16 protein-coding genes are annotated in these 14,134 nt (G+C 54.2%); 5 read left to right on the top strand and 11 right to left on the bottom strand.

Annotated elements, in window-relative coordinates:
• Window positions 1-270: 270 nt before the first annotated feature.
• A complete protein-coding gene (locus G506_RS0111040; RefSeq protein WP_028116911.1) occupies window positions 271-819 on the bottom strand; it encodes a YaeQ family protein in 549 nt (182 codons plus the stop codon).
• Window positions 820-1,035: 216 nt separating this feature from the next.
• On the opposite strand from G506_RS0111040, the gene G506_RS0111035 reads away from it, so the two are divergent.
• Complete coding sequence (locus G506_RS0111035; protein ID WP_028116910.1) at window positions 1,036-1,860, top strand: FKBP-type peptidyl-prolyl cis-trans isomerase; 825 nt, start codon at window positions 1,036-1,038, stop codon at window positions 1,858-1,860.
• Window positions 1,861-1,921: 61 nt separating this feature from the next.
• On the opposite strand, the gene G506_RS0111030 is transcribed toward G506_RS0111035, so the two are convergent.
• The 6 genes from G506_RS0111030 to G506_RS0111005 are packed head-to-tail and all read right to left on the bottom strand — an operon-like array spanning window position 1,922 to window position 6,969.
• Complete coding sequence (locus G506_RS0111030) at window positions 1,922-2,488, bottom strand: DUF3833 domain-containing protein (protein WP_240473416.1); 567 nt, start codon at window positions 2,486-2,488, stop codon at window positions 1,922-1,924.
• An 18-nt stretch (window positions 2,489-2,506) separates the two neighbouring features.
• Entirely contained in the window at window positions 2,507-3,055 is a 549-nt protein-coding gene (locus G506_RS0111025) for a chalcone isomerase family protein (RefSeq protein WP_051202076.1), read from the bottom strand.
• Window positions 3,055-4,263, bottom strand: a complete 1,209-nt coding sequence (locus tag G506_RS0111020) for an SAM-dependent methyltransferase (protein WP_028116907.1) — start codon at window positions 4,261-4,263, stop codon at window positions 3,055-3,057. Before G506_RS0111020 ends, G506_RS0111025 begins: the two co-directional genes overlap by 1 nt.
• The gene (locus G506_RS19550; protein WP_035387268.1) at window positions 4,248-5,015 is read right to left on the bottom strand and encodes a DUF1365 domain-containing protein; all 768 of its coding nucleotides are present in this window, start codon (window positions 5,013-5,015) and stop codon (window positions 4,248-4,250) included. The genes G506_RS0111020 and G506_RS19550 overlap by 16 nt, the downstream gene beginning before the upstream one ends.
• Window positions 5,016-5,017: 2 nt before the next feature.
• Window positions 5,018-6,253 (bottom strand): NAD(P)/FAD-dependent oxidoreductase, encoded by a 1,236-nt coding sequence (locus tag G506_RS0111010; RefSeq protein ID WP_028116906.1) that lies wholly within the window; start codon window positions 6,251-6,253, stop codon window positions 5,018-5,020.
• Complete coding sequence (locus G506_RS0111005; RefSeq protein ID WP_028116905.1) at window positions 6,250-6,969, bottom strand: SDR family NAD(P)-dependent oxidoreductase; 720 nt, start codon at window positions 6,967-6,969, stop codon at window positions 6,250-6,252. The genes G506_RS0111010 and G506_RS0111005 overlap by 4 nt, the downstream gene beginning before the upstream one ends.
• Before the next feature lie 142 nt (window positions 6,970-7,111).
• On the opposite strand from G506_RS0111005, the gene G506_RS0111000 reads away from it, so the two are divergent.
• From G506_RS0111000 to G506_RS0110990, 3 genes are all read left to right on the top strand, one after another.
• Window positions 7,112-7,702, top strand: a complete 591-nt coding sequence (locus G506_RS0111000) for an LON peptidase substrate-binding domain-containing protein (protein ID WP_028116904.1) — start codon at window positions 7,112-7,114, stop codon at window positions 7,700-7,702.
• A 63-nt stretch (window positions 7,703-7,765) separates the two neighbouring features.
• Window positions 7,766-8,365, top strand: coding sequence for a sigma-70 family RNA polymerase sigma factor (locus G506_RS0110995; RefSeq protein ID WP_205619501.1), 600 nt, complete (start codon window positions 7,766-7,768; stop codon window positions 8,363-8,365).
• Window positions 8,358-9,035 carry a ChrR family anti-sigma-E factor gene (locus G506_RS0110990; protein WP_028116902.1) on the top strand — a complete coding sequence of 226 codons (678 nt, stop codon included), beginning with the start codon at window positions 8,358-8,360 and terminating at the stop codon, window positions 9,033-9,035. The genes G506_RS0110995 and G506_RS0110990 overlap by 8 nt, the downstream gene beginning before the upstream one ends.
• Before the next feature lie 77 nt (window positions 9,036-9,112).
• Here G506_RS0110990 and G506_RS0110985 read toward each other — a convergent pair whose 3' ends face one another.
• Together G506_RS0110985 and G506_RS0110980 are read right to left on the bottom strand one after the other, a co-directional pair.
• The gene (locus tag G506_RS0110985; protein ID WP_035387267.1) at window positions 9,113-9,766 is read right to left on the bottom strand and encodes a thiol:disulfide interchange protein DsbA/DsbL; all 654 of its coding nucleotides are present in this window, start codon (window positions 9,764-9,766) and stop codon (window positions 9,113-9,115) included.
• Between the two features lie 200 nt (window positions 9,767-9,966).
• Window positions 9,967-11,160, bottom strand: coding sequence for a multidrug effflux MFS transporter (locus G506_RS0110980; RefSeq protein ID WP_240473415.1), 1,194 nt, complete (start codon window positions 11,158-11,160; stop codon window positions 9,967-9,969).
• A 98-nt stretch (window positions 11,161-11,258) separates the two neighbouring features.
• On the opposite strand from G506_RS0110980, the gene G506_RS0110975 reads away from it, so the two are divergent.
• Window positions 11,259-12,224, top strand: coding sequence for a LysR family transcriptional regulator (locus G506_RS0110975; RefSeq protein WP_035387266.1), 966 nt, complete (start codon window positions 11,259-11,261; stop codon window positions 12,222-12,224).
• Here G506_RS0110975 and G506_RS0110970 read toward each other — a convergent pair.
• Together G506_RS0110970 and G506_RS0110965 are read right to left on the bottom strand one after the other, a co-directional pair.
• On the bottom strand, window positions 12,216-13,361 hold the full coding sequence (locus G506_RS0110970) for a response regulator (protein ID WP_051202074.1): 1,146 nt from the start codon (window positions 13,359-13,361) through the stop codon (window positions 12,216-12,218). The genes G506_RS0110975 and G506_RS0110970 overlap by 9 nt on opposite strands.
• A 13-nt stretch (window positions 13,362-13,374) precedes the next feature.
• Window positions 13,375-14,118, bottom strand: a complete 744-nt coding sequence (locus tag G506_RS0110965; protein WP_028116897.1) for an MlaA family lipoprotein — start codon at window positions 14,116-14,118, stop codon at window positions 13,375-13,377.
• Window positions 14,119-14,134 lie beyond the last annotated feature (16 nt).

The following is a 14,134-nucleotide window of genomic DNA, read 5'->3' as shown; positions in this document are numbered from 1 at the left end:
AAGCGGTCACAACTGTCGCAGTGAACTAATTCACACTGCCATTAATCGCTGATTGATTTGTTGCGTTGGCTCAATCCAGTCGCATTCGACTGTCCCTTAGGCATAAAAAAACCGCCCCGTATGCGGGGGCGGCTGAATGAAAGCATTCTAAGGAGATGATGATGAATCTGTTAATTAGGACTGGCGCTAACGCCAAAGGTTCCAGCCGTTGCGAAAAAAAATCGCAAAATAATTTCGCTTCATCGTCATCCCATTGATTCGCAATACAAATTAGTTTTCGAATCGTTGTAGCCAGTTTGGCTCGATCATCACGTAAGCGCTGTCGTTACTGACGCTCACTTGGTCATCACTGATCGATACTGCCAGATCCATGGTGCGCGCTGCCATGGCCGCCAGCTGTTCCGCAGCGTCGTCGTTAATTTGCACCACGCTTAAGTTACGCAGCTTGCTGAACTTGCCTTGGTTCTTCTGCCACCATACCGCAACCGAGTTATCACCGTAGGCAAACAGCACCACGTTTTGGGCACGGCCACAGGCTTTGCGCAGACGGGTCTCGTCAGGGGTGCCCATCTCAATCCACAGTTCGATCTCGTCGCTGTAACTCTTTTGCCACAACTCAGGCTCGTCCTCTTCGCACAGGCCTTTGCTGAACTCCAAGCGCTCGTTGGCGAACATGCTCCATGCCAGCACCCGCAACATCAGCCGCGTGTCGGTCTCGGATGGGTGGCGGGCCATGGTCAGCGGTTGCTCTAAATAGACATGGCGATCCATGTCCGACAGGTTAATTCGTGCTTTAAACACTGTGGCTTTTAACGCCATACCGCACTCGCTTTCATTAAATCAATCAAACAACCGCGGCAGAGTACTGGCTGGCTAGCCGAACTACAAGCACAGCAAAGTCCAGCTCGCAGATTAAGGCGAGCATCAGGGAACCATCACAGTGTTGGCAGGTCTTAGCCAACGATAAATATTTAAGGGTTGCAATCAAGCAGTTAGCCCCCAATAGTAGTGAAACCAAATTTAAGGGAATGACACATGAACAGCATCTTTAAAGTCAGCCTGCTGACTGCCGCTATGGCACTGTCTGGCTGTGGCGAAGCGCAAGACGCCAAAGCCACCGAAACCGCACCTGCCGCGGCAACTCAAACTGAATTGAGCAAAGCGCTTGAAGCCGCTCCAGACAATAAAGTGGCCTACGCCATCGGCGTTTCCATGGGTAGCCACATGGCATCGCAGATCGACGCCATCGTTGCTCAGCAAACCGAAGCCGAGCGGCCGCTGGATCAACAACTGATCCGTGATGGCATCAAAGACGCATTGGCTGGCACCCCAGCACTGGAAGACGCCCAGATTGAAGAGATACTGCAAGCATTCCAACAAGAGATGCAAGCGGTGATGATGGCCAAGCAGGAAGAGCTGCAAAAGCAACAAGCAGCAGCCGCGGAGAAAGAGCAAGCGGAAGGCCCTAAATGGCTGGCTGAAGTAGCCAAAAAAGAGGGTGCCATCGTTACCGAATCTGGTCTGGTACTGTTCAAACTGCGCGATGGTGACGGCGTTAAACCTACTGCCGCTGATACCGTAGAAGTGCACTACCGTGGCACCACCCGCGACGGCAAACAGTTTGACTCCTCTTACGACCGTGGCCAAACCATCGAATTCCCACTGTCTGGGGTAATCGCCGGTTGGACTGAAGGTCTGCAGTTGATGGATATCGGTTCTAAGTACGAACTGTACATCCCATCCGAGCTGGGCTACGGCGCTCGTGGCGCTGGTGCCGATATCCCACCACACGCGGCACTGAAGTTCGAAATCGAACTGGTAAGCATCCCGTCGCAACAAGCTGACGAACAAGCACAGTAATTACCTACCGTGATCAAAAAAGAGCGCTGCGGCGCTCTTTTCTGTTTGTGCCTGCTGAACACTACTCGAGCTTACGGATCTGCAAGGTGATGGTGCCGACCTCGAATCCCCATTTACTCATGGTGGCAACATTGAGCAGCTGCGTTTCATCTATCAGCACCATGGTGTCATCTAAGGTAATCTGCCAGCCACCTTGCGACTCGGGCAACTGCAGATCATAGCGCCAGCCAAGCCACGCGCCGACCGCCTGCCCGCGAGCCACGCCAACCACATCATCGGCGCGGCCGGAATAGCTGCCATCGGCTTCAACGGTTAAATACCAGATGCGGGTGCTCTGCTCGCCATCGTCCCAATAAAACACTTCATCCAGCACCCCCTGCGGTTTGCCGTCGACAGTTTGCCAGCGACCAACCAAATCGGCTTTAAAACGGCGCAGCACGGTGCCACTGCGATCTTGCACCATGCCGTGGGCAACCAAGCGGCCATCGAAAAATTGCTCGAGCTTCAGCTGCGGTGTTTGCCCCTGATAATGGCTAAGATCTTGACTGCTGCAACCGCCCAGCAGCGGCAGCACCAGTAACCAAGCCAACAGCCAACGACGAGCCTGAAATGGTAGATGTCGCATCATGATTCCGTACCTCGCTGATTACCGGCCAACAAGTTGGCGCCGACTCTTGGGATAACTGGCATTTTCATCAAGCCAAATGGCAGCAAAGGCGGGGCCAAAACTGGGATCTGTCAGGTCGCCAATGAAGTTGCCGTTGTAGTAAAACGCCCCACTGTGCGTGGTTAGCGCAAACAGCAGCTGGTCGCCATCGCGGATGTTCGGCCAAATTGCTTTGAGTTTGGCCAACCAGTGAGAGGCTTGGGCGTCGCTCACTTGCCCCAACTTGCGCCACTCTTTGGCGGTGTGATCAAGTAGCTCGTCAGCATCAATATCGCGCAGGTAATTCAGCTCTAGATAGAGCGGTGCTTGCACCCCCTCAAAGCGACCGGATGGGGTGTAGAGTTTGGCGCGATAGATGGAAAACCACAGTATCTTCAGCTTGGTTTGCCCCACCAGCTGCAGCGGCGCTAGCTGCGATGTGGTAGCAGGTCGCTGCGGCTCGACCTCCGTCGCTGATGCCAGCAGCGGCAATAACGGCAGTGCGGTGGCGGCGGCCAGCAGCAGTGCCCGTGCCATCGATTGCCACATCAGTAGCGGTCTTTCTCGGCGGTTAACTGCACCGCGCTGATGCGGCGAGTTTCAAAGCCCGCTTGGCAGTAGCAGAAATAGAAACGCCACAGCCGAATAAAGGCCTCATCGAAGCCATAATCGCGCACCCGAGATAGCTGTGCTTCAAAGCGAGCACGCCAGTGACCAAGGGTGTGGCCGTAATCCAAACCGATATCTTCGACATTGCGCACCACCATGCTGGTGCGCTGTTTGAACTTGCGGCTTAGCACCTCAAGCGACGGCAAGAAACCGCCGGGGAAGATGTAGGTTTGGATAAAATCGACGTTGCTGCGGTAGTGATCGTAACGCTGATCGGCAATGGTGATCGCTTGGATCGCCAGCAGACCGCCTGGTTTCAACAGCGCTTGCAACTGCTCAAAGTAACTATCGAGGTAGGCTTCACCGACCGCTTCAATCATCTCCACCGAGACAATCTTGTCGTATTGGCCATGCAGATCACGGTAGTCCTGTTTAAGCAAGGTGATCTGATCAGTCAGCCCCGCCGCTGCCACTCGAGCCGTGGCTTCTTGATACTGCGCGTCGGAGATAGTGGTGGTGGTGACGTGGCAGCCGTAATGGCTGGCCGCATGCAGTGCCAGTGCGCCCCAACCGGTGCCGATCTCCAGTAGATGATCGCCACGGCGAAGTTGCAACTGCTGGCACAATCGTTCCAGTTTATCGAACTGCGCCTGCTCTAGCGTTTCGGCCTCGGAAAACAGCGCGCTGGAGTACAGCATCGACTGATCCAAAAACAGCTTATAAAAATCATTGGAGAGATCGTAATGGGCCGCAATGTTCTTGCGGCTGTTGGCTTTGGAGTTACGATTGCGCCAGTGATTAAACTTATTAATCGGCGCCGATAGCCAACTGAAGCGTCGCTCAAGCTTATCGAGCAAGCCAAGGTTGCGACTAAACAGGGCAATGACTTCGGTTAACTCTTCGGTGTCCCACAGCCCGTCTCGATAGGCCTCGGCCATGCCAATGCTGCCGCCCAGCAACAGCTTGCGCCAAGCACGATGGTGGTGGATGGTAATGCTCACCTGCGGCTGGCCTTGGCCTAGCTGCCAGCGCTGCTGCCCCTCAATAACTTGCAATTGGCCATGTTGCAGTTGGCTAAGGATGCCGAAGCTAATACGACGATAAAGGCTGTCACCGGCATTGGCGGTGGTTTCTACTTGCTCGAGCATCCAATGTCTCCGTTGGCTCCGCTGTGAGGATAAAAGCGCGCCCGCTTCAGCAGCAGACGCAGCGCTTCAAAATAGATCCCGGCCACCGTCTTGGCGGTAGCCCAAGGAACTGTCCTCATTACGCGATTGAAATTCCCTTGGTTTAGCGGGGTTAAAGTTAAGTCGATTGCCGCCCAAAAAGCGCGTTTTCCCTGTTGCTCAGAGCCAGCTCGATGGCAGTGGATGCCGATGCGGATCCGCTCGTCATCCAGTTGCACCCGCCAACGATAGCCAAGCTCGGCTGGCATAAATGGCGACACGTGGAATCGTTTCGGGGTCTGCAAGTTGTCGGTTTGCGCTAGCGGCACTAAATAGTGATGGCGTTGATTCCACGGGGTATTGCTGACCTCCGCGAGCATCTGGGTGAACTGACCATTTTGCTTCAGCAGATAGAAGTTGACCGGGCTGAAATACAAGCCGAAATAACGCACCTGCCCGAGCAAAAACAGCTGCCCTTGCAGCGGTTCACCCGCCAGTTCGCTCATACGCTTTAGCACTGCGGCTTTCAGATCGCCCTGCCCTAGATAATCATCACGACGCAGCCACACCCAGGGTTTGCGCCAACAGCGCTGTAAACGGTCGAGCCGATCCAGATCGAGCCATAACATCTGGGTGCGGTAGCCAAAGCGGTGCTTAGGCTTCAGCAGGCGCTGGTGTACCACCTCGCCGATCCCAAGCGCGTGACCATCTATCGCCGCCTGCTGCTGAGTCATCACTACAGCTCCGCCCCAAAACGGCGACAAACGTCAAGGGCGCTGCGAACGCCATCTTCGTGAAAACCGTTGTACCAATAGGCACCACAGAAATGGCTGTGGTTGTGGCCACAGATCCGCTGACGCTGCGCTTTCGCTTGCTCCGCCGCAAGGGTGAACTGCGGGTGGGCGTAGTTAAACCGCTGCAACACCTTATCTGCCGCAATTGGAGTCACTGGGTTTAAGGTAACGCAGTAGGTTTTATCGCTGTTTAGCCCCTGCAGAATGTTCATGTTGTAAGTGACCGTCACCGGCGCTCGCTCGCCAGCCCCCATCAGATAGTTCCAACTGGCCCACGCCGCTCGGCGTTTGGGCAGTTGGCCAACATCGCTGTGAAGGATCACCTCGTTATCGCGATATTCGATCTGTCCCAATACTTGTTGTTCGGCCTCGGTGGCGTCGCTTAATAACTTAAGCGCTTGGTCACTGTGACAAGCAAAGATCACCTCATCGAACTGCCACGATTTGCCGCTGCTGTCGGTCAGCTCGACGCCATCATCGGTTCGTTTGACTGCGGTAATGGCGTTGCCCTGCTCTAGGGCAAAGTTGGGATTGCGCTGCAGCGCTTTGACGTACTGCCAAGAGCCGCCTTTAACCGTGTACCACTGCGGCCGATTAGTGACGCTAAGCAAGCCGTGATGATGGAAAAAACGGATAAAAAATCGCAGCGGGAACTGGCGCATATCGTCGATGCTGGCCGACCAGATCGCCGCACCCATCGGCAACAGGTAATGACTTTCAAGCCAGCCATCAAAACCGTTTTGCTGCAAAAACTCGCCCAAACTGATGTCGCCAATCTGCTGTTGTTGCGCCAACTCGGTGGCCAATTTATTGAAGCGCAAGATCTGGCGGATCATCCCCCAAAATTTCGGCCTAAAGATGTTGCGCCGCTGGGCGAACAAGCTAGCAAAGGTGTGGCCGTTGTATTCTAAGTTCTGCTGGCTGTCGCTGACCGAGAAACTCATCTGAGTTGGCCGCTTTTCGACCCCAAGCTGATCCAGAAACTTCTCGAAATTGGGGTAGGTGCGGTCATTAAATACGATAAAGCCAGTATCCACCGCCAAACCATCAACTTCGACAGTGTGAGTATGACCGCCGAGCCAAGATTCGCTCTCAAATAGGGTGATCTGATGTTCCCGCCCCAGCACGTGGGCACAAACCAAGCCGGAGATCCCTCCTCCGATTACGGCAATATTCATTCGCCTTTCATCCTTCTACACAACTTGTACTGCCAACGTAGTGGCAGCCACGACAACAGGGTTAGGGTCCAATACAGTCGCTTTGGAAAAGCCACCACCGCCTTATTAGAGGCAATCCCTTGGCTAATCCGTCTGCTCGCTTCCTCGACCGACAGCAGGGTTGGCATCGCAAATTGATTGCGATCGGTCAGCGGCGTTTTAACAAACCCCGGCGACACCGCCACCACCCTGATCCCTTTTGGCTCCAGATCAACCGCCAAGGTCTGGGTCAGGTAGTGCACCGCCGCTTTACTGGCACCGTACGCCTGCGAACGGGTAAAGGGCAGCAGCCGCGCCAGACTATCAACAACCGCCAAGGCACTACCGGTCTTCAGGTTGGGCAACAGCGCCGCCAGGCAATAGTTGACGCTGTCGAGGTTAGCGCGGATCACCTGACCAAACTTGTCGGCCTGCCAATCGTCGCAATCGATGTACTCGCAGGTTCCGGCGTTTAAGATCGCCAGATCAATGTCCGTTATCCCACCAAGGCTGGCGGCGCATTGCTGTGGATCGGTGACATCAAAGCGCAAGCAGGTGACCGCACCAAACTGTTGCAGCGGTTCCAGCCGAGTTGGCTCACGCCCGCAGGCGTAAACCTTCCAGCCTTTTGCCGCGTAGTCTTTTGCGAGCTGTGCGCCAATTCCAGAACTTGCGCCGGTGATCAAAACCGTGGCCATCTGCCCTCACTTAGTGGTTTGCAATTGCGCCAACACTGCGCCTTTCAACCATCGGCTTACGACCGATTTGTCCAATAGGATCAGTGAACTACTTCTCCTTTTTAAGCGTAGCAACAGAAAATCATTTTGATGGAGGTCAACGATGCAGCAGTTCGCCGAACTCCCCCTATTTCCGTTAACCAGTCAGGTGTTTCCTGGCGGCCGCTTGCCGCTGCGGATTTTCGAGCCTCGCTACCTACGAATGATTAAAGAAAGCCTGCAACGCGGCCATGGTTTTGCGGTCTGTATGCTTAATGAGCAAGGCAATAAGGATGACAACAGCCACATCTACCCGTTTGCCACTCGAGTGGAGGTGGTCGATTTTGACCAACTGGAAGGGGGCATGTTGGGTGTCACTGTCGCGGGGCTGGAACGACTGCAGATCGGTCCCATCCGCAGCCAAAGCGACGGTTTGCGAGTCGGCAGCGCCACCGTACTGCCACAGTGGCCACAGCTGGCCATCAAGCCACAGCAGCTGCTGGTCGCCGAACAACTGCAGCGGGTATACGAGGCGTATCAGGATCTGGCGCAGCTATATCCGGAGCCGCATTTTGACGACGCCACCTGGGTTGCGCAGCGCTGGCTGGAGATCCTGCCGCTCAGTGGCGAAGACAAACATCGGTTGTGGCAGCTGGACAGCCCCAATCCAACACTGCAACTGATCGATAGCATGCTAAAAAACAGTAATCAGTGATCCCACTTTGTTTCGCTTTCGTAGCAAGCTGGTAAAGCCACCGGTAACACGAGATAATCACAGATGATTGAGGCCACACAGAGTATTGTTGCGATGGGGCAGGACGCCGTCGCAGATGCCGACCAGCAAAGACTGTGGATCCAACGTATCGCCGATCTGCAGGACAAGGCGGCATTTGCCAGATTGTTTCGCTATTACGCACCGCGACTGTTAAATCATGCGCGCAAACACTTCACCAGCGACGCCCAAGCGGAAGAGATGGTGCAAGAAACCATGACCAAGGTGTGGCTCAAAGCGCATCTTTATCACCGCGACAAAGGGCAGGTATCGACCTGGTTGTTTACCATCGCCCGTAACGTCCGCTTTGATATGCTGCGGCGCCAGCAAGCTCGGCCAGAGCAGCTGTGTGCTGAAGAGATCTATCTTGATCTGGAAGCCGACTTTGACCATGAAGAGCCACGCCTCGACGGCGGCATCCTTCGTCAACAACTCAAAAGCTATTGCAACCGTCTACCGGATCCACAGCGACTGGTGGTGGAGATGATCTATTTTGAGGATCGCTCACAACAAGAGGTTGCAGACGCCTTAGATATACCGCTAGGCACCGTTAAATCGCGGCTGCGTCTGGCCTTGGCCAAAATTCGGGAGCTTATCGATGACTAACATTACTCACCACCCACAGCCTCAGCTGTTGCAGCAATACGCCGACGGTCAGCTCGACGGTGGCGTCGCACTGCTGGTCGCAGCGCATGTCGAGATGTGCCCTCATTGCCGCAACCAAGTCGAAGTACATGAACAACAGCTGGCGCGTCAAGCACTGACAGCAAGCCCAAACGAGCCACGGTTAGAGGCGATGTTGGAAGGGATGTTGGAAAAGCTACCGAGCAACGACAACACCATCGCGGTCGCCCAAAGTAGTGAGCAGCAACATTTGCAATTGCAGCACCACAGCTTCCGACTGCCGCGAGTGCTAAGCAACCAGCTCAATAAAATCGGTGGTTGGTCTGCCCAGCCCGGCAAGTTGCACCAAGCTCGCTTAGAGCTTGGCGACCACTCATTGCAGCTCATCCACATGGATCGCAATACCAAGGTGCCCAGCCACACCCACCGTGGCAACGAGTTGACCTTGGTACTACATGGCGGCTTCAGCGATGCCGAAGGCGATTACAAGGTCGGCGATTTTATCGCGCTGGATCAGCGCCATGAACATCAGCCGTATACCGATGCCGACGAAGACTGCTTGGTGATCAGCGCCGTGGATGCGCCGCTACATTTCACCTCTGGCCTAGCCAGAATGCTCAACCCGTTATCGCAATTGTTCTTCAAGCCCTAAAAGTTGGGCCTTGGATAACAAAAACGCCTCGCTCTGTAATCCAGCAGCGAGGCGTTTCTTATGAAGCGGCCTAAGTCTTACTTCTTAGACAGGTAGTCCATCATCTCGATCAGCTCGTCAACGGTACGGATCGAACCCATGTTCACTTGGTAACGGTTGTTAACGATAAAGGTTGGGATAGATTCGATGCGGAACTGGCTCTGCTGACGATCCCACATCTTCACCGAGTTGTTGGTGAAGTCAGAGTTAGCCAGCTCATCGAACTTAGCGCCATCTACGCCAAACTCAACAAACACCTTGCGGATGTCAGCCATGGTTTTCAGGGTCTTTTCTGGCTCTGGTTCACCGGCAGCTACGTGGGCGGAGTGATCGTGATCTTTGGCGTGGTTCAGTTCAAATAACTTGTCTTTTAGCGGTTTGTTCTCTGGCAGCTGGGTCATGATCACAAACGCACGCACCATGTTTACGCCCTGCTCATCGCGGGAGAAGTTGACGTGCTTCTGCTCAAACTTGATGCCGCGTTTCTCGATATCCGGCACGATCATTGGCAGGTACTTCGATTCCATGTTGTAGCAGTTGCCGCAGTACAGAGAGAAAAACTCAGTCACCGTTGGCTCAAGGGTCGAACCATTTGGGTTGACGTCATAGTAGTGCAAGCCTTCACGGAAGTCGGCCGCCCAAGCGGATACAGAAGCCATGGATAGGCAGACGGCAGCAATCAGTTTTTTCACGAAAGATCCTGTCAATTAAACAAATGAAGTTAAGGGATTAGACCAAGGTTACTCGTTGGAGTTGCACCAAGGTCAACGCAATTTTAGCTGGTGAAACGAATATTCGATCTATCGCGAATTTTGCTCAGCCAATGTGATTCGGCTCGCGCCAAAAAGTGCCGTAAAAAAAGAGCGCCGCAGCGCTCTTGTTCAGTTTAAATTCAAACTTGTGGTTGGCTGGCCAGATCAAGCCGTACTTGGCGGTAACCGCCGCGCAGGCGAAACGCCAACCACCATAGTGCCGGCAATATCATGGTGATCGCCAATGCCACCATGCTGGAAACCCCAAGCACACTGACCACACCAACCAATACCGCTGCGCCACTCATCTGCAGCAGTCCCATCAGCGCCGATGCAGTACCAGCGCGTTCAGCGAACGGCGCCATCGCCGCCCCAGTGCCCACCGCCAACAACACACAAAAGCCCATCGCCGCTAGATAAACCGGCGCCATAAACGCCAATGGGTGGCTGCTGTGTTGCATCAACAGCAGCGCAATTGCCGCCAGCACACAAGCGCAACAACCAAACAGTAAACCGTTGCGACGCCCTAATTTACTGATCAAGGTCGGGGCGACAAAGGCACCAACAATGTTGATCGCCGCATTAGAGCCAAACCACAACGCAAACGCCATCGGACTTTGCTGCATCTGTACCATCAACACATCGGTAGAGAACGACACATACGCCAGAATCACCGTAAACGATAAGGTCACCATGCCGGCGTAAAACTGGAATTGGGGGTTGCCCAGCACCGGTTGATAGCGCTGCCAGCTGATCAACTTACCTTCGGTTTGGGTGTCCGCTGGACGCGTTTCTGGTAAACCAAACCACAACAGCAGGCCAACCACCGCACCAAAGATACTCATAAACCAGAAATTGGCTTGCCAGTTAAACTGTTCGGTTAAAATTCCGCCCAGCAGCGGTGCCAAGGCCGGGCTGACGCAAATCACCCCATTTAGGTAGCTGTAGATCGCCGTCAGTTTCGGGCCGTTGTAGCGATCGCGCACCCCTGAATAAGCGGCTACCACAATCGCACAGGTACCAAAACCTTGCAGCGCTCGCAGTGCCCACAGCACCTCTACGGTTGGCGCCAAGGCACTGCCGATCGCCGCTACCACGTAAACCAGCACGCCCGCTAACGCCATCGGTCGACGGCCAAAGCGATCCGCCATCGGCCCCGCAACCAGCTGACCAAACCCCATGCACAACACAAACAGTGGCACCAATGCCTGCAACATCGCCAGCGGTGCGTCATAAAACGCCGCCATTCGCGGTAATGCCGGTAAAAACACATCGATTGCCAATGGTGAAAACATCACCATCATCATAAACAGCACAAAGGTTGGAAGCTTCACGGGTACCTCTTCAATAGTTAAGCGGCGCTATTGTAAGGATCACCAGATATGAATAAAAATGATTTATAAGAAAGCAAATCATTCCCCAAAGGAATACCTTGAAGTCACTTGAACCACTGGATCTAAACCTGCTGCAACTGTTGGCAATTTTGCTGGAACAGCCCAATGTCAGTGCCGCTGCCAAGCGGCTACACATCAGTCAATCGGCAGTCAGTAAACAGTTGGCGAAACTGCGCCAACAGCTTGGCCAAGCACTGGATGATCCGCTATTTGTCCGCCATGGCCAAGGGCTGCGAGCAACCCCCAAGGCGCTAGCGCTGCAGCCACAGTTACAGCAATGGCTGCAACTGTCGCGGGCGATGCTGCAACCGACGGTGTTTGAACCGCTGACCAGTCAGCGGCAATTGACCTTGGTGATGGCGGAAAAAGCGTTTCCGATTTTGCTGCCGCTGCTGCCACAACTCAATCGGCAGGCGCCGCACCTAAAGCTGCGCTTTTTGCCGCAAAGTGGTGAACAATTCCAGCAACTGCGCCGTGGCGATATCGATCTGCTGGTGTTAGCTCGAGACACCGATCCGCGCTCACCGCGCAATTGGCATCAAAGTAGCCTGCCAGCGGATCTGAGTCGGCAAGTGCTGTATCAGGACCATCACCGAGTGCTATTGCGCCAGCATCACCCGTTGTTAGCGCAGCCGCTAACCAAACAGAGATTCTTAGCGGCAACTCACATCACCATCAACGTTGAGGGCAGCGATCTGTGGCTGATGGATGAGGTATTGGGAAGCGAAGGTAAGCAACGTCGGATCGGTGCCCAAGTGCCAGATTTTCACAGCGCCGCGATGATGGCGCAGCACTCGGACATGATCTTTGTTTGCGGATCACAGTTTGCGCGACATCTGCAAAACTGCTTTGGCTTAACCTCAGTGGCATTGCCATTTGGCTTGGATGAAATCTGCGTCAATATGCTTTGGAGCCCGATGCTCGATGGCGATCCAGCTCATCAGTATCTGCGCCAATTTCTGGCGGAACAAACCCCCAAAGCGCTGATAGAAAACCTAGGATAGCAACGTCAGTTGCAGCGCCGCACCGCCGTGTTCGCCCTGTTGCACCCCAAGCCTTTGCCGCTGCAGTAACTGCTGTTTGGCCAGTTCATCACCCTCTAGCAACAGCAGGCTTTGGCCAGGTGAGAGGCTGCGAAAGTGCGATTGTGGTTTCATGTTGCTGGCGCTACCCAGTACCGGGCTTTCCGCCAGCAGCAGCGGCGACAGGTTGTCCTGTTGTTGCAGGTACGGTTTTATCTGCTTGCCGTAACGGGCCATCGATAAGCGGCCACTGGTTTGCTCTAGCGCCAGATAAAAGATCTCAATTTGGCTGTTGAGGCCAGATTTCACCAGTTGCTCGTTCAAGTAGCTGAGCATGGTGAACGGTTCGATGATGGCGCTGCTGCCACCTTGCCGATAGCGTTTGAGCTTTTGATTAAAGAAACTGCGGATCAGCACCGATACGAACGCATTGGCGGTATCTGTGGGCGACATCTTTGCCAGATAGGCACAGTAGTGGTTGTGGTCAACTTGGAAGCCATCACAGAAGCGATCACTGACGAGGTCGGTTTTTACTAAGTTGTAGCTAAAACGACAGTGCGCCCCCTGCCAATCGGCGGCGGGGAACAGTTGCGATTGCACCATCTGCGCCGTTTGCGGATCATTACGCAGGGCATCGAAATTATCACTGACCGCCAGTGACAACTGCTGGGACGACTCCGCTGCCGTTGCTGCGGTGGTTTGTGGTTGTGGCCTGCCATCGCTGCTAGGCTCGACCGCACCGGATTCCTGCAAGCAGTCGCTGATGGCATTGCGCAAGATCTGCAGATCGGTCAAGGGTTTCATCAAATAATCCCAAGCACCATGACGCAACGCATCCACCACATCAGACATCGCTTTGTTGGCGGTGATCACGATACAAGGCACGTTAGCGTCGATCTGAGCTAACTCCGCCAGCAGTTCTTGGCCGCTCATCCGCGGCATGCACAGATCGACCAGAATCAAGTCTGGTCGCTGCTGCTTAAAGCGTTCAAGGCCATCCTGACCATCTTCCGCTTCAATGACGATCATCCCTTGGTGACGGCAATAATCACCGACCAATTGACGAAACACTGGGTCGTCCTCAACGATCAGGACGCTGACTCCATCCAACCCCATCATTTTATTGTCCTAGTTATTCATCTATCTCATCGAGATAGTCATCCAACCACTCATCCGATTCCTGTGGCTGTTCCGGCACCTTGCCGTCGTAGATATCATACTCCCGCATTTGGAAATATGCTTCTCTAACAAACACATACGGGTCTAATGCATTATCCAGCAACGGCTCCTGATCGCGCACTTGGGCACGGTCATTGATGCCATCCATGGTCCAGCGACCGATCGTTTGCGCCTGATTTAAGTGGTTGTAGGGAAAGTACAGACCGTCCACCAGATCGCCGGCACCATCACGCACCGTGGTGGGACCAAACAGTGGCAGCATTAAGTAGGGGCCACTTGGGATCCCGTACTTGTGCATCACCTCGCCAAACTCCTCTTGGTGGTGAGCTGGCAAGCCCATGTCGCTGGCGATATCAAAAATACCGAAAATGCCAACGGTTGAGTTGATGGTAAATCGCAACACTTCGATGCCCGCTTTTTTCGGCTTCCATTGCAATAGATGGTTGGCGGCGCTGAACGGCGCATCGAAGTTATCAAAGAAGTTGCTAAAGCCGGTTTTCACTGGCTGTGGCATGTAGTCGTCGTAGGCGTGCACAACCGGACGAGCAACCGGATCGAGGATGTTGTAGTTGACGTACCACATCGCCCGGTTAAACGATTCGAACGGATCCCGCTGATCTTTAACGTCGGCGGTCTCTTGCGCCTGTGCTGGCATGACGCTTAGCAGTAACAGCGCCAACCCCAGTTGCAACTTCATAGTCTCTCCCGTGACC

Origin of the sequence: Ferrimonas senticii DSM 18821, assembly GCF_000422665.1 — a bacterium.
GTDB lineage: Bacteria > Pseudomonadota > Gammaproteobacteria > Enterobacterales > Shewanellaceae > Ferrimonas > Ferrimonas senticii.
The sequence above is the reverse complement of the archived record's forward strand: the minus strand, read 5'-3'. Positions and strand labels throughout refer to the sequence as shown.